We start from the raw sequence: 23,765 nt of genomic DNA, 5'->3' as shown, positions 1-23,765 counted from the left end.
GACTTGATTCTTGAGGAGCAGGCGGTATGAGCACTTCGGCGCAGATCGGCGTCACGGGTCTCGCGGTCATGGGCCGCAACCTCGCCCGGAACTTCGCGCGCAACGGCTACACGGTGGCGTTGCACAACCGCACGGTGTCGAAGACACACGAGCTGGTGGAGAACTTCGGGGACGAGGGCGACTTCATCGCGGCCGAGACCGCCAAGGAGTTCGTGGCGGCGCTGGAGCGGCCGCGCCGGCTGGTCATCATGGTCAAGGCGGGCGGTCCGACGGACGCGGTGATCGAGGAGTTCGCACCGCTCCTGGAGCCCGGCGACATGATCATCGACGGCGGCAACGCGCACTTCGCGGACACCCGGCGCCGCGAGCGGGCGCTGCGCGAGCAGGGCATCCACTTCGTGGGCATGGGCGTGTCCGGCGGTGAGGAGGGCGCGCTGCACGGGCCGAGCATCATGCCGGGCGGGCCGAGGGAGTCGTACGACTCGCTGGGCCCGATGCTGGAGAAGATCTCGGCGAAGGCGGCCGACGACGCGCCGTGCGTGACGCACATCGGCCCCGACGGTGCCGGGCACTTCGTGAAGATGGTCCACAACGGCATCGAGTACGCCGACATGCAGCTGATCGGCGAGGCGTACCAGCTGCTGCGCGACGTCGCCGGGTACTCCCCCGCGCAGATCGCGGACATCTTCCGCACCTGGAACACGGGCCGGCTCGACTCCTACCTGATCGAGATCACGGCGGAGGTGCTGGCGCACGTGGACGCCGCGACCGGCAAGCCGTTCGTGGACGTGGTGGTGGACCAGGCGGAGCAGAAGGGCACCGGCCGCTGGACGGTTCAGATCGCGCTCGACCTGGGCGTGCCGGTGTCGGGGATCGCCGAGGCGGTCTTCGCGCGCTCGCTGTCCGGGCACGCCGATCTGCGGGCCGCGTCCCGGGGCCTGGCCGGCCCGAAGCCGAAGGCGCTGTCCGAGGCGGAGGCGGCGGCGTTCGCGGACCGGGTGGAGCAGGCGCTGTACGCGTCGAAGATCGTGTCGTACACGCAGGGCTTCCACGAGATCCAGGCGGGCAGCGACGAGTACGGCTGGGACATCGACCTCGGGGCGGTGTCCTCGATCTGGCGGGGCGGCTGCATCATCCGGGCGGCCTTCCTGGACCGGATCCGGGCGGCGTACGACGCGCGGGCGGATCTGCCGAGCCTGCTGTCGGACGAGACGTTCGCGCGGGAGATCGCGCAGGCGCAGGACGACTGGCGCGAGGTGATCATCGCGGCGACGCGGGAGGGGGTCGCCGTGCCCGGCTTCTCGGCGGCGCTGGCGTACTACGACGCGCTGCGGGCGGAGCGGTTGCCTGCGGCGCTCACGCAGGGGCAGCGGGACTTCTTCGGGGCGCACACGTACCGGAGGGTGGACCGGGAGGGGGCGTTCCACACGCTGTGGGGCGGCGACCGCTCGGAGGTCACGGCGTAGCGTCCGGCGTTCGCGGGGTGCGGGCGATCTGCGGTTTCGCGCAGTTCCCCGCGCCCCGCGCGACGTTGCTCGTCGGGTGCCGGCGCGTTGGGGGTTTCGCGCAGTTCCCCGCGCCCCAAGGGGGTGGGCTTGTTTGTCGGGGGTATGGCGTAGTTCGCGGTGTCCCAGGGGGTGGTCAGGTCAGGGGTGGGCCCGGTTCTGGGGTGGGGGTGGGTTCTGGGCCCGGGGGGATCGGGGATGGGCCGGGGGGCGGGGGTGTCGGGGGCTGGGGTGGGGGGGTTGGTTCGGGTGCGGGGGGTGGTTGGGGGGTGGGGACCGGGCTGGGGTAGGGGTCCGGAGGTTGGGGGGATGGGGGTGGGGTCGTCATGGTGTCCTCCGGGCGATGGCTGGTCTACTGGGCCACCTACCCGACCGGCGCTCCTGCACTCCTCGCAGCCGCCGCGAGGCCCGGGCGTGGGCTGGAGAGCACCGGGACCGCCGTGGTCGCGAACCTCGCGGCCGGGGTCATGGAGGCCTGGGCCAGGACGATCACGTCGGCGTCGGTGACGGCGTCCGCCGCGGCGGCCACCAGGCGGGCGCATCCCTCGATGTCACCGGCCTCGAAGCGGGTCCAGGCGTCCGGTACGACCTGGGCGCGGGTGCGGATCGGGCGGTCCGCGCGGCGCGCCTCGTCGTCGAGCAGGGCCAGGGTGGGCGGCAGGGTGCTCTCGACCGTCGCCAGGACGGCGATACGGAGGCCCGCCGCCACTGCCGCGGCCGCCATCGGGCGGTCGCCGCGGACGACCGGTACGCCGACCTCGGCGGCGGCCCGCTCCGCGACCTCGCCGATCGTCGAGCAGGTGCAGAGCAGGGCCCTGGCATCGGAGCTCGCTGCCCGGCGGAGGGCCGCGGTGACGTCCCTGGCGACCGCCTCGGGGCCGTCCCGGCGGGCCCGGGCCAGGAGCGCCGGATCCACGTGGTGGCGCAGCTCCAGGCCCGGGTGGTGCTCGTCGCGCAGGGCGTCGAAGACGGGGACGTGGAGCGGCGAGGTGTGCAGGAGGGCGAGCATGCGCGGCCGCCCCGCTCAGAAGCGGCCGGGGTGGGCGACCAGCCACTCCTTCGCCGCGCGCAGCAGCTCGGGGTCCGGTGTCGGCGCCACCTCGGGGTGGCGCTCGGCCCACCTGACGACGTACGGGCAGAGCGGGGCCACCGGGGTCTCCTCGCGCTCGGAGATCGCGTACAGCTCGCGGGCGAGGTTGCCCGCGATGCCCTTCCCCTCGTGCTCCGGCTCCACGATGGTGTGCACGGGCACGAGGGCCCGGGAGGGCGACTCCAGGACGAAGTACTCGATGTGGCCGACGACTTCGTCGCCGGCGACCGCCTCCAGACGGCCCGCCGCCCGGTCGTCGCGGATCTCGATGTCGCTCATGTCGCCCTCCTGGTCCTTCGGTCAGGCCGACACGGCCTGCGGGCTGCGCTCCTGGTCCGAGCCGGGTACGGGCTCGGACGGGTCGGCGCCGAGGGCCACGATCCGGTTGTCGTGGTCGACGTGCACGACCCGCGGCCGAAACGTACGCGCCTCGGCGTCGGTGACCTGAGCGTAGCTGATGATGATCACCAGGTCTCCGGGGTGGACCAGGTGGGCGGCCGCCCCGTTGATCCCGATGACCCCGGAGCCCCGCTCGCCCTCGATGACGTACGTCTCCAGCCGGGCGCCGTTGGTGATGTCGACGATGTGGACCAGCTCGCCGGGCAGCAGGTCGGCGGCGTCGAGGAGGTCGGCGTCGATGGTCACGGATCCCACGTAGTGCAGGTCGGCCTGGGTGACGGTGGCGCGGTGGATCTTGGACTTGAACAGAGTACGCAGCACTTGGACTCCTGGAAGACGGCTCCCCGCCGCTTTCTGCAGGTCAGGGGCGTCCTTCACTGTACATCAGCAGGTCTTCGGCTCGAAGACCTGCCGGCACATCGTGCGCTGCGACGGGCAGGCTCCTCACCTGCTCGATCTGCGCACATCATGCTGTCTCGAAGCCACCGAGCAAGAGCACGTACGGAAGACCGTCTCGGACTGATGCTGGTTGGATGCCGACTTGCCTGAAAGGTCGTCAGACAAGCGAGGCCGCCAGTTACTGGGACTGCTTTCGCAGGGAGCACTGCGTGAGGAGCGTCCTCTCGGCCCGGGATTCCACCTGCGCCTATGCAGAAGGAAGGTGAGACGGCTCCGGCCGTCCGTGTGGGCGGGGAGAGCCCGCGAGCGATCAAGCCGGCAATAACGTGCTCCGTGCAGTGCAGTCGAGCATGACTGTGGCGGGACTGTGCGGAATGCGCCTGCCGGTCACGGCCGGCTCCAGCCTGGCTGACGCCAGGACCATAGGGTCTCGTTGACGACCCACCGGCACTTCACGACCGCCGGGAGGGCAACAGCCATGTCTCGGTCAGGGTGCGTCGGCGCGGCCAGGGCAGCAGCTCAGCGGACTGCACCGGCAGCACGTGGTACGAAGCGCAACTCCGGGTAAGCCGGGTCCGGACGGGGTTCGCCTGGCGGCAGCACGGGAGCCAGCGCCTCGAACACCCGCTCCGTCACCTGGTCCGTATATCCGGCCGGCGTTTCCGAAGCCTGCAGCAGCACACCCCCCGCCCGGAGCGGGAGCACCCGGTGAAAGGCCCCGAGCTCTCCAGCGCCGTGGCGCCGCCGAGCCGTGCCGCCAGCTCCGCCGGACAGACCGTCGCCCAGGCGTAGCCCCGTAGGAAGCGCCGACTCTCGCGCTGCGACGTGCGCGGCTTCCGGCTGAGTACGGCATCACGGTTGGTGAGTTCGTCAAAGTTGCGCCACTCGATGCGACCGAAGGCAGGATTGCTCGCGTCCAGTGCTGCGTGGAGGAAGTCGACCAGCCCGGTACAGGTCACGGCGTCGTCCGGGGCATCCACGCTCACCGAGGCCGACGCCCGCCAGATGGAACCGTCCCTGAGGACGTGATAGGAGTTTGCCCGGCCCAGCTCATCCAGTTCCTCGCCGTGCGTGAGGAACGTGAGCCCCGCCCCCCAGGGGAAGGTGGAGAGAGCGGCCTCGAACTGGTCCCATCCATCGCGGGTGAAGCGGCGCGGGGGGGCGTCGATGTCCCGGATGATCCGCGCCTCAGAGGTGACCTCCCCGCCGTCCTCCGCCTCCACCAGGTCCCGGAACGGCTGGGCGCGTGCCATGCGGAACCACTGGACCAGCGATTCACCGGGGCCGCTCGCCACCGCGGTGTCGAAGGAGGCTTCGACGTAGACGTTCATTCGCTCACCTTGCTGGCGCCTCAGCAGGCTCCGCCCAGCACACAGGCCGGGCCCTCGGACAGGACCTTCCCGGTGCCGCAGATCGTCGCCCACACGACACCGGTGACCATGACCGCCGGACCGTACTTGCCTGCATTCACCTCAGGGCCGGTTGCCGGGGATCCGGGGCCGTACGTCAGAGGAGGTCCTCGACTACGCCACCGCGAACAACATCGCGTTCATCCCGTGGTTCCCGACGGCCATGGGCAGGCCGAGTGCTTCGACACGGCTACCCTGGCTTACGTCGCCAACCAGGCGTGCATCACCCGGTACCCCTAGCTGAGCCACGTGGACGGCCTGGGCCACCCCGCCCGCCTTGTCTTCGACCTCGACCCACCCGACCCCGCGGTGGGCGTTCAGCATGGCGTTGCGCGCAGTGCCGAAGAGCCACGGACGTGGGTCCTCCGGCAGCTCGCTGCGACGACGCCACGCCGCGAGAAACGTCTCGCCGACGATGTCATCCACGTTCATCGGGTGAGCATGCGACGGACGAAACGCAGCACGTCCTCGTAATGAGCGCGGTAGACATCGGTGAACTCGTCCTCGCTGCCGGTGGCCATGGCTTCCTCTCGCTGCTTCCGTCCCTACGTGTCCGCCACCCGTGGAGGTGCAACGCGAGAGGTCGAAGAAATTTTTGTGCCGGCCCCCAGCAGCTCGGACAGGGTACGCGGCAGTGCTCGCCCCCGGGTCGCCTCCTACACTGCCGCTCTGCTCTCGCAGACGGCGGTGCCCGCGTGGAACGACGCCCACCGCGGGCTGCCGTACGTCTTCACCGGATCCGCCGCGGCGAGCGGCGCCGGTCACGGCATGCTGGTGGCCCCCGTGGCGGAGGCGGGACCGGCACGGCGACTCGCCGTGGGCGGCGCGGCCGCCGAGGTCGTCGAGGCCGGCGTGAGACCCACGAGGGATCCTGCCCACGTGGTGAAGCCGTAGCGCGAGCGCCTGCAGTCCCGTCTCGGAGGGGTGAACGAGGACTGACCCCGGTGCTCCCATGGTCGTGACCGCTTCGGCTGGATGGCGCTCGAACCGTTGGCCCTATCGGTGCAAAAGCGCGAGGTCGTCAGTCGTTGAAGCGGACCGTGTCCGGCCCGCTGATTAGCCCGACGTGAGCGCATGGCGAGTCGGATCGTCATGGCCGTAGGGAGACCACACGTCGCCGTACGCGTCACCCTCGACACGCCGACCACCACGACTCGCGAGCCGGCTTTTTGGTCCGGGCTGAAAAGAGAACCCATGCTGACGCCCTCTCTGCTCGGCGTCTCCAGGTGGAGGTCCCGCCCTCAGGGCGGGCGAGTTCGTGCTGGGCTATCCCGATCAGACGGGAAACCTGCCCCCGATGCCGGAGCCGGACGTGCTGGGCCGTAACGGCACGTTCGTGGTCTGGCGGAAGCTGCACACACGCGTCGCCGCCTTCCGGCGGTACCTCCGCGACAACGCCCACAGCCCGGAAGAGGAGTCGCTGCTCGCCGCGAAGATCGTGGGCCGCTGGCCGAGCGGAGCCCCCTTGATCCTGGCGCCCGAGCACGACGACCCGGACCTGGGGGCGGACGAGCAGCGCAACAACGACTTCCTCTACGCCTCCGACCCGCACGGTGCGGTCTGCCCCCGTGGCTCCCACGCCAGGCGTGCCAATCCTCGTGACTCGGAGATCATCGGTGACGTCGACCTCCACCGTCTGATCCGGCGGAGCACCAGCTACGGTCCGCCACTCCCGGCAGGCACCCTGGACGACGACGGCGCCGACCGCGGCATCGTGTTCATCGCCGTCAACGCGCACCTCGACCGCCAGTTCGAGTTCGTGGAATCGCAATGGTTCAACGACGGCAACTTCGCCGGCCTCGACGTGGAGAAGGACCTGCTCACCGGCGACAACGACGGCTCGGGCATCTTCACGATCCCGCAGCACCCCGTCCGGCGTCGCCTGCACGGCGTCGAGCGCTTCGTCACCACGCGCGGCGGCGAGTACTTCTTCCTGCCGAGCCTCAGCGCCTTGCGCTGGCTGGCCACCCTTGGGGCATGAACACCCGTCGTCAGGTGAACCGGGCGTTGCTGACGTCGATGGACACCATCGTCCGGTCCAGGATCGGGCGGTTGCCCGCATCGCTTCGGTAGGCCCGGCGTTTGGTGGGCAGGCGGATCCCGTCTGCTTCCACGATGTCGTAGACGTACTGTGCTGCGGCGAACCCGCCTGCGATGTCGACGTGGCAGTCATGCCGACGCAGGAGATGGTCGGGGCCGAAGTAGAAGTCCTGTCGCGTGCTGTGGCTGGCGATGTCGGGCGGGAAGGCGGCGCGCAGCCCGCGCCAGAGCTCGTCGCCTTCCCGCCACGGTTCGATTTCGGTGACGCTGAAGCCGGGCATCGCCAGCAGGAAGGGCGTGGTGAGATACGTCCACAGCGCGTATCCGTTGAAGCAGGCGCGGCCATCGCCGGGTGGGTCCGCGACGACGGTCCGATGCCGACGACACAGCCGCAGCCCCGGCCAGGCGATCCGGTGGCCCTGATCAGTCTGGCGCCCCTCTCATCGTTCACTGGTTCGTCGGCATCGCGCACCTGGGCGCTGGTCCTGGGGACCCCTGTAAGCCCCGGTCGGAACCGACGGGGACGGCGAGTATCCGCAGGTCGACCCGGCGTCCTCGGGCTTGGCGCGCGGGGTTCGTCGGGGTCCGCCAGTGGAGGTCACAGGGGGTTTCTCGTTCCGCGCTTCGTGCAGAGCCGTGGCTGGGTGCGATCTGCGGCGGCGCAGCCCCTGGCAGGCGGGCAAGCTGGAAGGCGGAGGTGGTTTCCATGGCCGGCGAGACGCCGCTGATGGTCGTGGACGGCGGGGGCGTGGTCGTGCAGTGGAGCCACCAGGCGGAGGAGTTGTGGGGGCGGCCGGCGGGCGAGGTGGTCGGGCGGCCGGCGACCGACCTGGTCAGCCCTGTCCCCGCGCCAGGTGGTGGTGACCTGGAGCGCTGCAGGGATGACGGCCTGCTTGATGTTGCAGTGGGCGCCGCCGGCGGTGGCCTGCATGTGCGGCCGGTGCTGCGGGACGACGGTTCGGTGACGTGGGGGATCTTTCTCCCACCTGCGGACGGAATGGTGCCCGGCATCGAGAGCGCGGTACTCGATGCGCTGTCCGCCCACATGGCAGAGGCTCTGTTCGTGGTGGACGAGGAGTTGCACGTCGTGTCGGCCAACGCGGCAGCTCAGGCCCTGTCCGGCGCGAGCGCACCGCAGATCCAAGGACGCCCCCTCACCGATGCGTGGCCTCTTGCCTCCCCCGGCGAACTGGAGAACATGCTGCGCCAGGCCATGACGGACGGTACTTCGACGAGGGACCACGTGATGTGGACGGACCCGAACGGCGATCCCCCGCCCGCGTATACGGTCACCGTGCTTCCCCTGCGGGATGTAGCGAGGGCGGTGGTCGTGGCCCACGACGTGACGGATCAGGAGAAGGCACGCCGCGGAGTCCAGGCCCTGTATGCCGTCCGGGAGCGGGTGGGACAAACCCTGGAGGTCGTGGTCACCTGCCAGGAACTGGTCCACGCGCTGGTCCCCGGGTTCGCCGATATCGCCGTCGTGGAAGTGGTGGAGCCCGTGGTGCGTGGAGAGGAACCACCGCTGAGCCCTCTGGGACGGGGTGTGCCCCTGCGTCGGGCCGCCTTCGGGAACAGCGGCGGAGACCAGCAGGCCCGGGCGCATCCGGTGGGAGATGTCCGCGCGCTGCCGTTCCCGACCCCGTACGCGCAGGCGCTGGCCGACCTCAAGCCCCGCACGATCGCCCTCGGCCCCGACACGCCCTGGCTGGCGGCCGATCCGGCGCGGGCCGAAGCGATTCGCGCATCCGGCGCACGCGCCCTGCTCGTCACACCGCTGACGCTGCGCGGAAAGGCGCTCGGGCTGCTGAGCCTCTACCGCACCCAGCGATTGGGCGGATTCGACGAGAAGGAACTCGCCCTCACCCTGGAACTGGCCACGCACACCGCCCTGAGCATCGACAACGCCCGCCGCTACACCCGCGAGCACACCATCGCAGCGACATTGCAGCGCCATCTGCTGCCCCCGGCTCCTCCCTCGCAGACCGCGATCGAGACCGCCGACCTGTACGTGGCCGACGACCGGGGCGCCGGGGGCTGGTCCAACGCCTGCGCCCTGCCCGGCGCCCGTACGGCCCTGGTCGTGGGGGAAGTCGCCGGCCATGGCATCCACACCGCCGTCACCATGGGGCAGCTGCGGACCGCCATGCAGTCGCTCGCCGCACTGGACCTGGAACCCGACGAGTTCCTCGCCCGGCTCGACGACACCATGGCCCGTCTCGCGTGGGAGCGGAGGGCGCTGCCACTCGGCGACCCCGTGCGCAGCCAGCCCCTCAGCGCGACGTGCCTGTGCGTGCTCTACGACCCGTTCGCTCAGACGTGCACCATCGCCTCCGCCGGACACCCGCCGCCCGTCGTCGCCGGCCCCGGTTCCGGCACCCGAGTGGTCGAGCTGGCTGCGGGTGGTGCCCTCGGCGGCGGTGGAGGGCCCCCGTACGCCACAACCGCCGTCACCCTGGCCGAAGGAGAGGTCCTCGCCCTCTACACGACCTCGCTTCTCTTTGCGGCACGGCCCGAGCACGGCACAAGCGGCACGCAGCCGCTCCAGCGCTTGCTCGCCCACACCGACCGACCCCTGCAGGACCTGTGCGACGACATCCTCTACCGACTCCGCATCGATGCCCTTCCCGGCGACGCCATCCTTCTCCTCGCCCGCACCCACTCCTTCCCCGCCGACCGCGTAGCCACCTGGCCGCTGGACGATGAGCCCACCGCCCCCGCCGTCGCGCGGCGCCACGCCCGGCGCCAACTCGCCGACTGGGGCGTGGACGAGGACACCGCCTACGACACGCAGGAAGTCGTCAGCGAGCTTGTCACCAACGCCCTGCGGTACGGCGCGCCGCCCGTACACCTGCGCCTCATCAACGACCGGAAGCTCACCTGCGAGGTCCACGACTCCGGCATCTCCGCTCCGCGGCTGCGCCACGCACGAACGGTCGACGAAGGCGGCCGCGGCCTGTTCATCTGCGCGCAGCTCGCACAGAACTGGGGTATCCGCTACACCAACGACGGGAAGACGGTCTGGACCGAGCAGACCTTCCCCTCACAGCGCCCATAGCGCCCCTCCGACAAGGAGTCGTGCACAGAGGCGCTCTGGCTTTCCCGCGCCCGTCTCGGGAGGTCGGCGGAGCACCTGGTGCGGGTGGCGTCGTGTACAAGTCTTCAGCGGCTGGCCGCGATCAGCGCAGGAGGACACCGAAGACCATGCGGAAGAAGGCGTTGAAGGGAGCGGACGGCTTGTCGGCCCGGGCGCGTTGATCAGCGTGCCCGTTCGGCCTGGAGCGCTTCACCGACCACATCATCCGGTCGACCGCAGCAGGGCGGAGCGCCCCAGAAATGCTGCGCCCGCTCATCCATGCCATCCTCGAGCATCGACACAACAAAGGCAGCGCCGACGCCACGATTCTGATGTTCGAGTGGCAGCCCCCTGATCCGTCACCGCAAGAGTCGGAGGGCACAGCCGTGGCGCCGGCACTGCGGCGACGCAGACGCTGACGTCGGTGGATGCCGAGCGTAGCTCGGTCTCCGGGAAGCGGCGCCGGTATGGTGCCCCGCATCTGCAGCGCCATACCCGCGCTTGCAGGGCCCCCGGTGACGGCCTGCAGAATCCATCCCACACGACTGTCAGACGATCAACACCCTCGACAACACCACGCCTCACGGGCTCAGTCCGCGAGGTCGGCCTTGCCGAACAGGACCGCGTAACTGGACGGGAGCTGGCTGATGATCTGATTCAGCTCTCCGCCGGTGACAGCGTCGGCCACGGTGGTCAGAACCGCGCTGGCGTCCCACTGCGCCGTACGCGGCCGGGCATGGGTGCGCTCGGCGACCCGGCGGTAGAACTCTTCGATCCCGAATCCTCGCGCCTGCTGCGGCGTGGCATGGTCCAGGACTTGTCCCAGCGGGCCGGGCAGCTGGGATGCGAGGTCCTTGACCTCTCCCGGGCTGATCCGTTGGGCCAGCACTTCCAGCACGGCGTTGGTGACGTCCGCGGCTTCGTCCTGGTCGTTGTATTCGCCTCGCTCGCGCACACGGGCGAGGAATCCGTCATATTTCATAACTGACTTCCTTCTGCCTTGGTCACCGCTGGTCACCTGGGGATCGCCCAGTGCGCCGTCCGGCCGGCCGGGTCCGTCCGGCGGCGCGTAGATGCCGCTCGCAAGGCCCTTGGCCCGAGACTCCCGCCGGACTCACGCAGAGCACGGCGGAAGCGCCCGGGGCGGAGCGCGTGGGATATCTGTTCGATCTCGTCGTCGAGGCGCTGTTCGGCCATGGCGGACGTACGACTTGCCGTACCCGCGGTGCCGGCCGTCCTCGGGAGTACAGGGTGCTGCCCGGTCCGGTGCCCGGGGCGGTGGCGGCGAACTCCGGCGCGCTCCTACTCCCGGCGGCGGGCGGTGCGGTCGGCGATTTTCAGAACCTCGCTCACTGTCAGACGGGCCGAGTTCGCTCCCGCGTACGCCACGAAGAAGGGCAGCGAGAAAGGCAGGAAGAACCACCAACGGTGGGGCGCCACGTAGCGCGTCTTCGCCGCCGTGAGGGGTGTCGAGCCTCGCCGGCCCGGCCGCGGTGCCGGATGGGTGCCCGAAACCGCGGCGCTTGCGTTTCAGCCGCTGCTCTCGGTACTTCCACTCGCCTCGGTGATCTCGACGTGCCGCGGCTTTGCGACGTCGGTCTTGGGGACGGTGATGCTGAGCACTCCGTCCTGCATCTCAGCCTTGATCTTGTGGGTGTCCAGCTCTCCGGGCAGCCGCAATCGGTACTCGAAGGCTCCGACGCGGCGGGTGCTGCGGCGCAGGACACCCTTGCGCTCGCGCTCCTTGATCTCTCCGGTGACCACGAGTTCGGGGCCGTTGGCCTCTACGTCGATGTCCTTGCTCTTCACCCCGGGGAGTTCGATCTCCATGTGGAAGGCGTCCTCGGACTCCGACACGTCCGCGAGAGGCGTCCACACGGCCGCGGGTGCCGCGCCCACCGTCGACTCCAGCAGGCCGCTCATCTGGCTGAGCAGTTCGTCGAACTCGACCAGGGGATTGACAGGGGTGGGTGCCCAGACGGGCCTTTCCTGCAGGCCGCCACCGCGGTGGCGCCGGACGGGCATGGCCATCGCCATCGCCTCCTTCTTCCATCTCGTGATCTCATCGTTCGCCATTCGTCATGTGAGCCATGCGGACTCCTTGTGACGTATGCGTGGGGAGACGTCCAAGTGGCCCGCGACAGCGGACGTGCCCGTGGTGCCGGGTGCGGCCGAGTGCCCCAGGTGCCGGTGCGCGAAGTGGATGGCCATCGCGCCCTCACCGGCCGCGGAGGCCACCCGCTTCACCGAGCCGCTGCGGACGTCCCCTACCGCGAAGACCCCGGGCAGGCTGGCCTCCAGGGTCATGCACGAACGCCCGCGGCCGTGCCACACCTGGGGGGAGGCGCAGGCTTCCTGGGCCTCCGGCCCGGTGAGGACAAAGCCGCGGGAGTCGAGGGCGATGGTGCCGGCGAGCCACTCGGTGTGAGGGTCGGCTCCGGTGAAGACGAACAGGCTCCGTACCGCGAGCCGGCGGTGCCCGCCCGTGCGGTTGTCGACCACGTCGAGCTCCTCCAGCACCTCCTGGCCGATGACCTCGGTGACCTCGGTGTGCAGCATGACCTCCACCCCCGGATGGCGCTCGACCTGGTCGACCAGGTAACGGGACATGTTGGCCTCAAGGCCGGCTCCTCGGACCAGCAGGTGCACCTTCGGCGCGTACCCGGCGAGGAACAGCACCGCCTGGCCTGCCGAGTTGCCTCCGCCGACGACGGCCACCGGGTCGGTGCGGCACTGCTGGGCCTCGTAGACGGTCGCCGAGTAGTGCACGCTCGTGCCCTCCAGGCGTTCGATGCCGGGCACCTGGAGCCGGCGGTAGCGGGCACCCATGGCCAGGACGACGGCGCGGGCCGCGATCTCGCTGCCGTCGGCGAACGCCACCACGTAGTGGTCCTCGTCCTTGGCATGGAGACCGGTCGCCTCCTGCGGAAGGCTGATCCTGGCGCCGAACTTGTCGGCCTGGAGCACGGCGCGTTCGGTGAGTTCGGCGCCGGAGATGCCGGACGGGAAGCCGAGGAGGTTCTCGATACGGGACGACGTGCCGGCCTGGCCCCCGGTGGCCATCGCCTCCACCACCGTGGTGCTCAGGCCCTCGGAGGCGGCGTACACCGCGGCAGCGAGGCCGGCGGGCCCGGAGCCTACGATGAGGACGTCGCCGTGACGGTTTCCGGCGGGTAGTGACGGCAGGCCGATGAGTCGGGCCAGTTCCGCGTTGCTGGGGTTGCGCAACAGGGTGGTGTCCCGCCAGATGACGAGTGGTGTCTCCGCCGGGCCGACGCCGAAGCGGCGCAGCAGCTCCTCGGCCTCCTCGTCGGTCTCCAGGTCGATCCAGCGGTGCGGTAGCCGGTTGCGGACGGCGAACTCGCGCAGCCGTCTGGTGTCGGGCGAGTAGCGCGAGCCGATGATGCGGAAGCCGGCGCCCTGTCCGACGAGCAGCGCGCGACGGCCCAGACAGGCGCGCAGCACGACGTCCCCGATGCTGGAGTCCTGGGACACCAGGTGGCGCAACTGGTCCAGGGGAACGACGAGGACCTCGCCGGGCTCCTTGGCGACAGCGGTGTAGAAGGCCACCTGTCCGTACAGCAGGCCGAGTTCGCCGATGAAGCGACCGGGGCCGTGCACGCGCAGCAGGTGCTCCTCGGGAGTGCCGTAGTCCTCGACGACGGCGACGGAACCGCTGAGGACGACGTAGAACGTCTCGCAGCGCTCCCCCTCCCGGATCAGCACGTCGTTCGGCGCCATGCTCCGGCGTTGCCCGTGCTCCGCCAGACGTGCTGTCTGGTCCTCCGTAAGGCGCGGATACGCGCCGTAGATGTCCGGGGTCTCCCAGAAGGCGGCCTTGCCCGTTTCCTCCGGCGCCGGTTCTGCGCCCGGCAGCGCCTGGTCGCCGGACATCAGACGAGCGCCTCGTGGACGTAGCACCAGCGCCAGTCCTCGCCGGGCTGGAACGACTGCACGACGGGATGGGCGACGGCGGCCGCGTGCTTGCGAGCGTGCTTGTTCGGCGAGGAGTCGCAGCAGCCGACGTGCCCGCAGGTCAGGCAGAGCCTCAGGTGGACCCACGGGGAGCCGAGCCTCAGACACTCCTGACACCCTTCTGTGGTCAGCGGCTGGACCCGCCGGACAAGCGCGAGGTGGGGGTCTGCATGCAGGGTCATCCGGATCACCCTCTCCGGGCGGTGATCGACTGTTCCACCCATCGGCGCAGAGCGGGGGCGGGCGCCGCCCCCGCCTGCCGGGCGACCGTCTCGCCCTGGTCGAGGATCAGCAGTGTCGGCACGGCCTGGACCTCGAAACGCTGCGACAGTCGCGGGTTCTTGTCGACGTCGACCTTGACGAGTTTGATGCGGCCGGCGAGATCGGTGGCGACCTTCTCCAGTGCGGGGCTGACCATGCGGCAGGGGCCGCACCAGGTGGCCCACAGGTCGACCACGACGGGGACGTCGGCCCGCTCGGCGACCTCGGTGAAGTCGTCGTCGCCCGCGTCCACCATCCACGGCAGGGGCTGCTTGCAGTGGCCGCACTTGGGGCGGCCCTCCGCAGCCACGGGCACCCGGTTGGTGCGCCCGCAGTGGGGACATCTGACGGTCGTCGCCTGCATCGTGCTCATGCCGCCCGCGCTCCCTTGATGTCCTCGGGCTGGTCGTAGGTGACTACCAGCTCTCCGTGTTCGGCGTCGACGCGGACCGTCGCGCCGTCCTGGACGTCACCGCGCAGAAGGGCGCGCCCGACCATCGTCTCGACCTCGTGGGAGATGTAGCGGCGCAGCGGCCGGGCCCCGTACACCGGGTCGTAGCCCTGGTGGGCGATCACTTCTCGGGCCGCGTCGGTGAGTTCGACGGTGATGCGGCGTTCGGCGAGCCGCTGCCGCAGTTCATCGAACTGCAGTTCCACGATCCGCTCGATCTGCCGCTCGCCGAGCGGTTTGAACAGCACGATGTCGTCGACGCGATTGAGGAACTCCGGGCGGAAGTGCCCGCGCAGTTCGCCCATCACCAGGGCGCGGGCGTCGGGCTTGATCTCGCCCTCGGCGGTGGCGCCGTCGAGGAGGTGCTCGGAACCGATGTTGGAGGTCAAGATGATCACGGTGTTGCGGAAGTCGACGGTTCGGCCCTGGGAGTCGGTGATGCGGCCGTCGTCGAGGACCTGCAGCAGGGTGTTGAAGACATCGGTGTGCGCCTTCTCGATCTCGTCGAACAGCACGACGGAGTACGGCTTGCGGCGTACGGCCTCGGTGAGCTGGCCGCCTTCCTCGTAGCCGACGTATCCGGGTGGTGCGCCCATGAGCCGGCTGACGGTGTGCCGCTCCTGGTACTCACTCATGTCGAGGCGGACCATGTTCTCCTCGGAGTCGAACAGGGCCGCCGCGAGGGTCTTGGCGAGCTCGGTCTTCCCGACGCCGGTGGGGCCGAGGAAGATGAACGAGCCGATGGGGCGGCGCGGGTCGCGGATGCCGGAGCGGGCGCGGATGATGGCGTCGGCGACGAGTTGGACGGCCTCGTCCTGGCCGATGACGCGCTCGCGCAGGATCTCGTCGAGGCGCAGCAGTTTCTCTCGTTCGCCCTCCTGGAGACGGGCGACGGGGATGCCGGTCCAGGCGGCGACGATCTCGGCGATCTCCTCCTCGGTGACAACCTCGCGCAGCAGCCGGTTCTGCCCCTGTTTGGCGGCCAGTTGCTCCTCCTCGGCCTTCAGCCGGCGCTCCAGGTCCTGGAGGCGGCCGTAGCGGAGTTCGGCGGCGCGGTTGAGGTCGTAGGCGCGTTCGGCCTCCTCCGCCTCGTGACGGACCTGCTCCAGTTCCTGGCGCAGCTCCTGCACGCGGCGGATGGCCTGCCGTTCGGCCTCCCACTGGGCGTGTTTGGCGTCGGCCTCGCCGCGCAGGTCGGCGCCCGACGTTCCTTGCGCAGTTCCTCCAGGCGAGTCTTGCTGGCGGCGTCGGTCTCCTTGGACAGGGCCGCCTCCTCGATCTCCAGGCGGGTGACGCGGCGGGTGACCTCGTCGAGTTCGGCGGGCATCGAGTCGATCTCGGTACGCAGCCGGGCGCAGGCCTCGTCGACGAGGTCGATGGCCTTGTCGGGCAGGAACCGGTCGGTGATGTAGCGGTGGCTGAGGGTGGCCGCGGAGACCAGTGCGGTGTCCTGGATCTTCACGCCGTGGAAGACCTCCAGACGTTCGCGCAGTCCACGCAGGATGGAGATGGTGTCCTCCACGCTCGGCTCGTCGACCAGCACCTGCTGGAAGCGGCGTTCGAGGGCGGCGTCCTTCTCGATGTGCTTGCGGTACTCGTCGAGGGTGGTGGCGCCGATCATGTGGAGTTCGCCGCGGGCGAGCATCGGCTTGAGCATGTTGCCCGCGTCCATGGCCCCTTCGGCGGCGCCCGCGCCGACTACGGTGTGGAGTTCGTCGACGAAGAGCAGGATGCGTCCCTGGGCGGCCTTCACCTCGGCCAGCACGGCCTTGAGGCGTTCCTCGAACTCGCCGCGGTACTTGGCGCCGGCGACCAGGGAGCCCATGTCGAGGGCGAACACCGTCTTGTCGCGCAGGCCCTCGGGGACGTCGCCGCGGACGATGCGCTGGGCCAGGCCCTCGACGATGGCGGTCTTGCCGACGCCGGGATCGCCGATGAGGACGGGGTTGTTCTTGGTCTTGCGGCTGAGGATCTGGGTGACGCGGCGGATCTCCGCATCACGGCCGATGACCGGGTCCAGCCGCCCGGACCGGGCCTCGAGGACCAGGTCACGGCCGTACTTCTCCAGAGCCTCGTAGGCCACTTCGGGGTTGGCGGAGGTGACGCGCTGGTTGCCGCGGACCTGGGTGAGGACGCTCAGGAACGAGTCCCGGGTCACGCCGTGCTCCTTGAGCAGGCGCCCGGCCGCGGTCGCCGAGCCCTCCTCGGCCAGGGCGAGCAGGAGGTGCTCCACGGACACGTACTCGTCCTTGAGGCGTTTCGCCTCCCGCTCGGCGGCATCGAGCAGGCGGGACAGGCGCCGGGTGACGAAGACCTGGCCGGGTGCCGCGCCGGGGCCGGTGACCTTCGGGCGACGGGAGAGTTCCTCGCGCACGGCCGCACGCAGCTCCTTGGGCTCGGTGCCGGCCTGTTGCAGCAACCGCGGGATCAGACCGTCCTCCTGATCGAGAAGCGCGAGCAGCAGGTGTTCCCCGTCGACCTCGGTGTGCCCCATGCCGACGGCCGCGCTCTGGGCCTCCTGGAGGGCTTCCTGGGACTTCTGGGTGAGACGGTTCATGTCCATGGGGGTGTTTCACTCCTCGTACCGGTGCGGCGCAGGGCGGCTTCGAGCATGCTGATGCGGTCCAGCAGGTCGAGCACCAGGCCGATGGATGCGTAGTTGAGGCAGAGTCCGGTGCGCAGCCGCTGGATACGGGCGAGAACCGCCGGGGCCGTGGGGTCGAACACCAGTCGCCCAGCGGAGTCGCGTTCGGCCTCGATCAGGCCGAGGGCGACGAACCGGCGGATCAGATCGGGGTGGAGACCCGAGCGCAGGGCCACGGCGGCCAGGGAGAGCCTGGGGACGGGCACGAGCGCGTACCGGACGGCCGTCGAGGCGGTGATGTCGGCGCCCGTTCGGACCGGACGGGCGCCTACGCCGGCCCGGCCGATGCCTCCCGCTCCCGCGGGTCGGTCGTTCATCGCGTCCTCCTGGGGTCGAACGAGGAAGTGGCGGCGAGCTCCTCGAACAGTTCGCGCTCCCGGTCACCGAGGGTGGGTGGCACCATGACGCGGACCTCGGCGTACAGGTCGCCGTTCGCGCCCCGCGGGTTCGGCATGCCCTCGCCGCGCAGCCGCAGCCGCCGACCGCTGGACGAGCCCGCGGGCACCGTGACCTTGGCCGTGCCGCCGCCGGGCGTGGGCACCGGCACGGTCGCACCCAGGGCCGCCTCCCACGGGGCGACCGGGAGCTGGACGTGCACGTCACGGCCGTCCAGCCGGAACCGGGGGTGGGGCTGGATGCGCACCCGCAGGTACAGGTCGCCCGCGGCGGCGTCACCACTGCCCTGGCCACCCTCACCCGCCAGCCGGATGCGCTGCCCGTCGGTGACGCCCGGCGGCACGTCCACCTCGTATCGCCGCGGCTGCCCGGTGGGACCGGCGAGCGTGACGGTGCGACGACCGCCTCGGTACGCCTCCTCGACAGTGAGCGGCAGTTCGGCCTCCTGGTCCGCTCCGGGGACGCCGCCTCGGGCGGCGCCGGCTCCGAACATGGAGCCGAACAGGTCCTCGATGTCGATGCCCTCCGCGCCGAAGCCGTCGCCGAAGCCGGTGGCGTACCGGACGCGCGGACCTCCACCGCCTGCGGTCCTCCGACCGCGGAAGCCGCCGCCCGCTCCCGCCGCGACCCGTTCGTCGAAGTCCTCCGGGATCTTACGGAAATCCTCGCCGAAGCGGTCGTAGCGGGCTCGGGTCTTGGGATCGGACAGGACGCTGTACGCCTCGTTGAGGTCCTTGAAACGCTCCTCCGCCCCGGGGCCCTTGTTGACGTCCGGGTGGTACCTGCGGGCGAGTTTGCGATATGCCTGCTGGATCTCGTCCTGGCTCGCGGTCCGCGAGACGCCCAGCACCTCGTAGAAGTCCCGTGCCATGTCCGGTCACTCCCGCTTCGCCACAGTCACGGCGGCGGGCCTGAGCTGCCGCTCGCTGTCCCCGTAGCGGGGCGCAGCACCTCGACGACCGTGCCCGGCGGGGCGTCGGGGTCCTGGACGACGCCGACCACCTCGTGCCGGGCCGGGTCGAAGGCGACGCCGGTCTCCGCATGCCGCGGGTAGCCGAGCAGTTCGAGGACGTTCACCGCCTGGTCGTGTACGGCTCGGATGCCCTCCACGATCGCGCCCACCCCGGTCGAGGAGGCGGTGCGCGCCGTGGTCGGCGGCTGACGCCGCACTCCGCCCTCGCCCGGGTACGAGTGACGACTCGCATCCAGGACCGTTCGAACGGTGAGGTCACAGACGCTGCATCACGGCATGAGGGAGGAGGATGGACGTGAGCGAAGCGACGGAAGGAGGCCCGTCATGAAATCCCGAGCCCCTGATGACGACGGCTGGTACTCACGCACACCCTCGCAGGCCGAGGGCGAGCGGGACGAGGCGAGTGAGCGTACCGCAGCGGAACAGCACCCGGACGTCCCACGGAGCGAGCCGTCCCAGGCGGAGGGCGAGCGGGGCGACGACGCCTAGCGTCAGTGGACGACACCGTCGCCGGGGACCGGGTGAAAGTGGTGCGCTTTCGGCACTGTCACCGGTCCCCGGCCCGCCTGCCGTCCGGCATCCCGTGCAGGTGCGCGGCGGCGTTCCCGATGTCCGTGTATTTCTGCTGCCGGGCGCGTACCTCGGCGGAGACCTCGAGGTAGGCATTCTCGTCCGCTGCCGAAGGCCGGTGCTCGCTCCACTCGTCCCGGTCGTCCAGGACGATGCGGTCCTCTTCGGTCAGTTTCTTTGCGTGGTTGAACGCCATCGCGTTCAGTTTCACCGTCATGCCGTTCACCGCCCGATGGGTTGAAGCGGTGCAGCCAGCACGCGTACCCCGACTCATCTCAATCATCCTGTGCCGACAGCAGAATCGTCCGCGGTGTCTCAGCCCGCTGGGTCGATTCCGACCGCGTGATTTGGTCACCGTGCACCGATGGCGATCCGAAGCCCGGAGCGCAGCATGGCATTCACCGACCGTGGAGTCGATCGCAGCGTACCCACGCCGATGCCGACCGCCCGGTGAGTTGAGCCTTGGCGCTCTCTGCTGAATCACCCGACGTTCCGAAGAGCCCTCGTTGGCTTTTCGTCCACGGACAGGAGAAGGAAACCGAGAAGATCGTGGACCGCATCGAGCCGAGGGTGCCGGGGCGTGTTGTGAAACCCCCGTCGTCCGGGGTGCGGGCCGAGCAACGGTCGCCGGAGAACGTGGGAAGTCGACCTGTCCCGGGGCACTTCGTACCGGCTCGTGCCATCCGTGGCGTTCCAGGAGAAATCCGGCTGACGGGGGTGTTGTTCCGGGGAATTCTGTGACCAGCCGCCGAATCCAGGGGAGAGCACATGCCCGGCAATATCGAACGTGCCGCCTTGCGCGCCGCGGCGCAGGCCGCCGAACGTGTCCTGGCGAACGCCGCCGAGCAGGCCGAGAAGGCCGAGCGGCAGTCCCCGCAGGACCGGTACGCCCAGCGCGTCGCGAGGTCGGGATGCTCACCGGTGCGTTGAGGGTCCTGCTGGACGCGGTGCGTCCCTTTACCGAGGAAGGTGAAGAGGGCGGAAAGTGACCGGCGCTTTCGGCACCGGCCGCGAGGTTCGCGTCGGTATTTCGCTCACCGTTCGGGGCAGTGCATGCGCGGTACCGGCGATGGATTGCAGTTCGGAGGCGCCGTGGACAGCGACGGGTTCGTCCGGCTCGTCCGCCGACGGGCCCACGCGCCGCGTGGTTCGCAGGAACAGCGCCGCCTGCCGGGTGGAGTTGCCCCCTGGCCGGCCAGGGCGACCGGATCGGCAGAGACCGGCCTCGTGCCCTATGCAGGCGCTGATGCCGCTCCACCCGTACCGGGTGGCTGCACGGCCTGCGTCTGGCGAGTCAGGCATGCACAAGTCCGGTCGGCCCACGAGCCACGAGAGAAAGGATCCACACGGACCTGCTGCGACGTGCGCTCGAACAGCGCGCAGCCGAGCTCGCGCTCCAGGGAGCGGATCGCGGCGGACACCCCCGACTGCACCACGTGCAGCCGACGGGCGGCACGCGTGAAACTCAGCTCCTCGGCGACCGCGATGAAGTGCTCCAGCTGACGTAGCTCCACACCAGAAGTATCACTCACATTGCTGGAACCCAGCAAAAACATTCGTTGGCATTGATTCTGCCTGGTGAGGAGGATGGAAGACGTCATCCAATTCCACCCGAGGAGGGGTACTCCTGCCTGCCGTACCGACGCCGCTGAGCCGTCCCACGACCGATGCCTCCCCCGGCCTGCCGCCCCCGCGTCCCCACCCGGCGCCGCGCCCCGCACACGACCGGCTTCTGGTTCGTGGCGGTGTCCTTCGCCGTGCTGATGGCCTTCGGTACCGCTCCGACCCCGCTGTGGCCGTTGTACGGTGCCCGGGACCACTTCGGCGCGACCACGGTCACGGTGGCGTACGCCTCGATGGTCGTGGGCGCGGCGGCGGCTTTCCTGGGACTGGGACACCTGTCGGACCGGCTCGGCCGGCGCCGCATCATCGTCCCGGCGCTGCTCGTCGGCATCGTCGCGTCGGTCGTACTGATCGTGTGGCGGGACCTGCCGGGGCTGATCGCGGGCAGGGTCCTGAACGGTGTCGGACTGGGGCTGATGGCCTCGACCGCGACGACCTACCTGCACGACCTCCACCGCGAGGCCCGTCCGGACCGGACGGGTTCGGTACTGCCCGGCATCGTGGCGACCGCCGCCAACCTCGGCGGCCTGGCATCAGGGCCCCTGGTGGCCGGAGCCGCCGCCGAGTGGCTTCCCACTCCCCTGATCACCGCCCAGGCGATCTTCACGCTCGCCATGGCGGTGTGCCTGGCGCTGGTGCTGTGCACCCCGGAGACCGTGGACCAGGAGCTGCCCGCGGCCGAACCGGCCAGGAGGTTCGTCCTGCGCCCCGGCGGCCGGCGGACGTTCGGCGCGGCCGGCGCGCTGGGCGCCTTCACCTTCGCCATCCTCGGCCTGATCTCCTCACTCGGGGCGAGCGTGCTCCACGGCACCCTGCATACCGACTCGCATTTCGTGGTCGGCCTGGCGGCCTTCCTCATGTTCGGTTCCGCGGCGGCCGCCCAACTGGTGCTGGGACGCCTCCCGCTGCCCCGGGTCCTGACCGTGGGGGCAGTGGTCTTTCCGGTAGGCCTGGTCCTGTGCGCCGTCGCCCTCTACCACCCGGCGCTCTGGCTCTACCTGGTCGCCGTGTCCCTCTCGGGAGCCGGCTCCGGGCTGCTGTTCAAGGGAGGAGTCGACCGTGCCGGTTCAGTGGCCGAGCCCGCCTCACGGGCGGGGGTCCTCGCCGTGTTCTTCGTCGTCGCATACCTCGGAATGGGCCTGCCCTCCGTGCTGTTCAGCATCGCCCTGCGGCACTTCGCCGTGCAGACCGCGATGATCGGCTTCGCGACGGTCCTCTCCTGCGGCGCCGTCGTGTCGGTGGCCGTCGCTCTGGGCGGTGGCGCACCCGGTCCCGGCGAGCTCTCGGCGCCGTCCGCTCGGCACTCCTGACCTCATTCTCCGGCGCATCCGACACCTGTTGTCTGGGAGGCGCGGACCTGGGCACCCGGAGCGGGTGACGCGGATCCGCGGCAGACGGGAGGCCCGAGATGTCCGTGGAATCGGCCAGAACGATCACGCTCCCCTCCGGTGAGGAGATCGCGGCGCTCGGGCAGGGCACCTGGTATCTGGGCGAGGATCCGGCCCGGCGCGAACAGGAGATCGCCGCGCTGCGGCTGGGCGTGGACCTGGGCATGACCGTCGTCGACACGGCGGAGATGTACGGCGACGGCGCAGCCGAGGAACTCGTCGGGGAGGCCCTCCGGGGACGCCGGGAGGAGGTCTTCCTCGTCAGCAAGGTGCTGCCCGGCCACGCCGACCGGAAGGGCACCGTCGCCGCCTGCGAGGGCAGCCTGCGGCGGCTCGGTACGGAACGGCTGGACCTCTACCTGCTGCACTGGCGGGGACGGTGGCCGCTCGAGGAGACCTTTGCGGGATTCACCGACCTGCTGGCGGCGGAGAAGATCCGTTACTGGGGCGTGAGCAATCTGGGCGTCGCCGACATGGCCGAGCTGACCACCCTCCCCGGTGGCGACGCCGCGGCCGTCGACCAAGTGCTGTACAACCTCTCCCGGCGCGGCATCGAGTGGGATCTGCTCCCCTGGTGCCGCGAGGCGGGGGTGACGGTCATGGCCTACTCCCCTGTCGAGCAGGGGCGGCTCCTGGAGGTCGAGGCACTGGATGCCGTGGCCCGGGCCCTCGGAGCCACGCCGGCCCAGGTGGCATCCGCCTGGGTGCTGGCACAGGGGGTGGCCGCGATCCCGCGTTCCGGATCACCCGACCACGTTCGGGAGAACCGCGGCGCAGTGGACCTCCGCCTTCCCGCCGAGGCGCTCGACGCCCTCGACGAGGCGTTCCCGCCACCCGGCGGGCCCACGCCCCTGGAGATGCTCTGAAGGAGTTGACAGGATGACGCGCCCGCTCGTCGTCGGCATGGGAGGTTCGCTGCACACGCCGTCGACCAGCCTCACCGCACTGCGTGTGGCGGTCGAGGGGGCGGCCGACGCGGAGGGCGCGTTCTTTTTCGGCCTGGAGTGCGGAGGCGCCCAGCAGGGGGCTCTGCGAATCTCGACCGGTAACAGCCGATGGCGACGCCGGCGGGAGCGAAGGACGCCGTCCGGTTCCCGGTGAGGAGGCGAGAGGCATGACCGTGATGGGTGTGTCGAAGTTCGAGAGGTTCTTCCGCGCCGCCGCGGGCCTCGACGTGGACAAGAACGCCCTGAAGCGGTAAGGCGACTTCGTCGACGCCAAGCTCTAGGACCTCCTGGTCGTCGGCCAGGCATCGGCCAGGGCCAACGGCCGGGACACCGTCGAACCGTGGGACCTGCCGATCACCGAGGGCCTCCAGGAGAGCGTCCACCGGTTCCGGCGGCTCGACGAGGAGGTCGAGCTGAAGCCGATCCTGGAACAGCTCGCCGCGCACCCTCCCCTCGACAGGACACCCACCCAGCAGACCGAAGAGCGCTACCCCGAGATCATCGGCGGTCTCAGCGTCGCCCTCGCCGAGACGTTCAAAATCGTGTATCCGGACGTCAAGAACCCGCAGACCAGCCACTGGGACGGCGTGACCGCGGTGTTCGACCGGCTGCTGTAGCG

Annotated in this window: 25 protein-coding genes and 4 pseudogenes; 11 read left to right on the top strand and 18 right to left on the bottom strand. The window is 70.3% G+C overall.

All coding sequences use genetic code 11. The features are described 5' to 3' along the window. Positions 1-26: 26 nt before the first annotated feature. A complete protein-coding gene (gndA, locus tag JF597_RS31570) occupies positions 27-1,466 on the top strand; it encodes an NADP-dependent phosphogluconate dehydrogenase (RefSeq protein ID WP_294003155.1) in 1,440 nt (479 codons plus the stop codon). Between the two features lie 403 nt (positions 1,467-1,869). On the opposite strand, the gene JF597_RS31565 is transcribed toward gndA, so the two are convergent. The 5 genes from JF597_RS31565 to JF597_RS31545 all read right to left on the bottom strand — a co-directional run bounded on the left by JF597_RS31565 (position 1,870) and on the right by JF597_RS31545 (position 5,234). Continuing rightward, positions 1,870-2,514 (bottom strand): aspartate/glutamate racemase family protein, encoded by a 645-nt coding sequence (locus JF597_RS31565; protein ID WP_294003153.1) that lies wholly within the window; start codon positions 2,512-2,514, stop codon positions 1,870-1,872. Between the two features lie 15 nt (positions 2,515-2,529). Continuing rightward, the gene (locus tag JF597_RS31560; RefSeq protein ID WP_294003151.1) at positions 2,530-2,874 is read right to left on the bottom strand and encodes a GNAT family N-acetyltransferase; all 345 of its coding nucleotides are present in this window, start codon (positions 2,872-2,874) and stop codon (positions 2,530-2,532) included. 21 nt (positions 2,875-2,895) lie between these two features. After that, positions 2,896-3,315 carry an aspartate 1-decarboxylase gene (gene panD, locus JF597_RS31555; RefSeq protein WP_294003149.1) on the bottom strand — a complete coding sequence of 140 codons (420 nt, stop codon included), beginning with the start codon at positions 3,313-3,315 and terminating at the stop codon, positions 2,896-2,898. Between the two features lie 710 nt (positions 3,316-4,025). Further along, complete coding sequence (locus JF597_RS31550; RefSeq protein ID WP_294003147.1) at positions 4,026-4,724, bottom strand: hypothetical protein; 699 nt, start codon at positions 4,722-4,724, stop codon at positions 4,026-4,028. A gap of 192 nt (positions 4,725-4,916) precedes the next feature. Beyond that, positions 4,917-5,234: a sigma factor gene (locus JF597_RS31545; protein WP_294003145.1), complete on the bottom strand. Its 318-nt coding sequence runs from the start codon at positions 5,232-5,234 to the stop codon at positions 4,917-4,919. Between the two features lie 165 nt (positions 5,235-5,399). Between JF597_RS31545 and JF597_RS31540 the strand changes: the two genes are divergently transcribed. Both JF597_RS31540 and JF597_RS31535 read left to right on the top strand, forming a co-directional pair. Further along, the gene (locus JF597_RS31540; RefSeq protein ID WP_294003143.1) at positions 5,400-5,696 is read left to right on the top strand and encodes a hypothetical protein; all 297 of its coding nucleotides are present in this window, start codon (positions 5,400-5,402) and stop codon (positions 5,694-5,696) included. A 403-nt stretch (positions 5,697-6,099) separates the two neighbouring features. After that, on the top strand, positions 6,100-6,783 hold the full coding sequence (locus JF597_RS31535) for a Dyp-type peroxidase (protein WP_294003141.1): 684 nt from the start codon (positions 6,100-6,102) through the stop codon (positions 6,781-6,783). A 10-nt stretch (positions 6,784-6,793) separates the two neighbouring features. Here JF597_RS31535 and JF597_RS31530 read toward each other — a convergent pair whose 3' ends face one another. Further along, a complete protein-coding gene (locus JF597_RS31530; protein ID WP_294003139.1) occupies positions 6,794-7,123 on the bottom strand; it encodes a hypothetical protein in 330 nt (109 codons plus the stop codon). 425 nt (positions 7,124-7,548) lie between these two features. Here JF597_RS31530 and JF597_RS31525 point away from each other — a divergent pair, with 425 nt between their 5' ends. Further along, positions 7,549-9,900, top strand: coding sequence for a SpoIIE family protein phosphatase (locus JF597_RS31525; protein WP_294003137.1), 2,352 nt, complete (start codon positions 7,549-7,551; stop codon positions 9,898-9,900). A gap of 121 nt (positions 9,901-10,021) precedes the next feature. Here the strand turns inward: JF597_RS31525 and JF597_RS31520 are convergent, their stop codons facing one another. Next, positions 10,022-10,195 carry a hypothetical protein gene (locus tag JF597_RS31520; protein ID WP_294003135.1) on the bottom strand — a complete coding sequence of 58 codons (174 nt, stop codon included), beginning with the start codon at positions 10,193-10,195 and terminating at the stop codon, positions 10,022-10,024. Between JF597_RS31520 and JF597_RS31515 the strand changes: the two are divergent. After that, positions 10,113-10,337 (top strand): annotated as a pseudogene (locus tag JF597_RS31515) (hypothetical protein); the annotation flags it as partial. The gene JF597_RS31520 and the pseudogene JF597_RS31515 overlap by 83 nt on opposite strands. Before the next feature lie 170 nt (positions 10,338-10,507). Here JF597_RS31515 and JF597_RS31510 read toward each other — a convergent pair. The 9 genes and pseudogenes from JF597_RS31510 to grpE form a co-directional block, all read right to left on the bottom strand. Then, positions 10,508-10,900, bottom strand: a complete 393-nt coding sequence (locus JF597_RS31510; RefSeq protein ID WP_089512149.1) for a DUF2267 domain-containing protein — start codon at positions 10,898-10,900, stop codon at positions 10,508-10,510. A gap of 548 nt (positions 10,901-11,448) precedes the next feature. Beyond that, positions 11,449-11,949, bottom strand: a complete 501-nt coding sequence (locus JF597_RS31505) for an Hsp20/alpha crystallin family protein (RefSeq protein WP_294003129.1) — start codon at positions 11,947-11,949, stop codon at positions 11,449-11,451. Between the two features lie 48 nt (positions 11,950-11,997). After that, positions 11,998-13,812 carry an FAD-dependent oxidoreductase gene (locus JF597_RS31500; protein ID WP_294003127.1) on the bottom strand — a complete coding sequence of 605 codons (1,815 nt, stop codon included), beginning with the start codon at positions 13,810-13,812 and terminating at the stop codon, positions 11,998-12,000. Beyond that, positions 13,812-14,075, bottom strand: a complete 264-nt coding sequence (locus JF597_RS31495; protein WP_294003125.1) for a UBP-type zinc finger domain-containing protein — start codon at positions 14,073-14,075, stop codon at positions 13,812-13,814. Before JF597_RS31495 ends, JF597_RS31500 begins: the two co-directional genes overlap by 1 nt. A 5-nt stretch (positions 14,076-14,080) precedes the next feature. Further along, positions 14,081-14,527, bottom strand: a complete 447-nt coding sequence (gene trxA, locus JF597_RS31490; RefSeq protein WP_294003123.1) for a thioredoxin — start codon at positions 14,525-14,527, stop codon at positions 14,081-14,083. Beyond that, positions 14,524-17,168, bottom strand: a pseudogene (gene clpB, locus JF597_RS31485) (ATP-dependent chaperone ClpB). The gene trxA and the pseudogene clpB overlap by 4 nt, the downstream one beginning before the upstream one ends. After that, positions 17,159-17,566, bottom strand: a complete 408-nt coding sequence (locus JF597_RS31480) for a chaperone modulator CbpM (RefSeq protein ID WP_294003121.1) — start codon at positions 17,564-17,566, stop codon at positions 17,159-17,161. Before JF597_RS31480 ends, clpB begins: the two are co-directional and overlap by 10 nt. After that, on the bottom strand, positions 17,563-18,516 hold the full coding sequence (locus tag JF597_RS31475; protein ID WP_294003119.1) for a J domain-containing protein: 954 nt from the start codon (positions 18,514-18,516) through the stop codon (positions 17,563-17,565). Before JF597_RS31475 ends, JF597_RS31480 begins: the two co-directional genes overlap by 4 nt. Before the next feature lie 6 nt (positions 18,517-18,522). After that, positions 18,523-18,764, bottom strand: a pseudogene (gene grpE / locus JF597_RS31470) (nucleotide exchange factor GrpE); the annotation flags it as partial. Positions 18,765-18,942: 178 nt separating this feature from the next. Here grpE and JF597_RS31465 point away from each other — a divergent pair. Next, positions 18,943-19,107, top strand: a complete 165-nt coding sequence (locus tag JF597_RS31465) for a hypothetical protein (RefSeq protein ID WP_294003117.1) — start codon at positions 18,943-18,945, stop codon at positions 19,105-19,107. Between the two features lie 58 nt (positions 19,108-19,165). Here the strand turns inward: JF597_RS31465 and JF597_RS31460 are convergent, their stop codons facing one another. Further along, the gene (locus JF597_RS31460) at positions 19,166-19,405 is read right to left on the bottom strand and encodes a hypothetical protein (RefSeq protein WP_294003115.1); all 240 of its coding nucleotides are present in this window, start codon (positions 19,403-19,405) and stop codon (positions 19,166-19,168) included. A gap of 551 nt (positions 19,406-19,956) precedes the next feature. Between JF597_RS31460 and JF597_RS31455 the strand changes: the two genes are divergently transcribed. Continuing rightward, on the top strand, positions 19,957-20,118 hold the full coding sequence (locus JF597_RS31455; protein ID WP_294003113.1) for a hypothetical protein: 162 nt from the start codon (positions 19,957-19,959) through the stop codon (positions 20,116-20,118). A gap of 413 nt (positions 20,119-20,531) precedes the next feature. Here the strand turns inward: JF597_RS31455 and JF597_RS31450 are convergent. Further along, a pseudogene (locus tag JF597_RS31450) lies at positions 20,532-20,702 on the bottom strand (LysR family transcriptional regulator); the annotation flags it as partial. 153 nt (positions 20,703-20,855) lie between these two features. Here JF597_RS31450 and JF597_RS31445 point away from each other — a divergent pair. The 4 genes from JF597_RS31445 to JF597_RS31430 all read left to right on the top strand — a co-directional run bounded on the left by JF597_RS31445 (position 20,856) and on the right by JF597_RS31430 (position 23,763). Next, on the top strand, positions 20,856-22,121 hold the full coding sequence (locus JF597_RS31445) for an MFS transporter (RefSeq protein ID WP_294003111.1): 1,266 nt from the start codon (positions 20,856-20,858) through the stop codon (positions 22,119-22,121). Positions 22,122-22,219: 98 nt separating this feature from the next. Then, complete coding sequence (locus JF597_RS31440) at positions 22,220-23,065, top strand: aldo/keto reductase (protein WP_294003109.1); 846 nt, start codon at positions 22,220-22,222, stop codon at positions 23,063-23,065. Between the two features lie 13 nt (positions 23,066-23,078). Continuing rightward, complete coding sequence (locus JF597_RS31435; protein ID WP_294003107.1) at positions 23,079-23,300, top strand: hypothetical protein; 222 nt, start codon at positions 23,079-23,081, stop codon at positions 23,298-23,300. A gap of 133 nt (positions 23,301-23,433) precedes the next feature. Further along, positions 23,434-23,763, top strand: coding sequence for a DUF1931 family protein (locus JF597_RS31430; protein ID WP_294003222.1), 330 nt, complete (start codon positions 23,434-23,436; stop codon positions 23,761-23,763). The last annotated feature ends 2 nt before the right edge of the window (positions 23,764-23,765 follow it).

It is taken from the genome of Streptomyces sp. (assembly GCF_019510245.1).
In the GTDB taxonomy this organism is placed as follows: Bacteria; Actinomycetota; Actinomycetes; order Streptomycetales; family Streptomycetaceae; genus Streptomyces.
The sequence above is the reverse complement of the archived record's forward strand: the minus strand, read 5'-3'. Positions and strand labels throughout refer to the sequence as shown.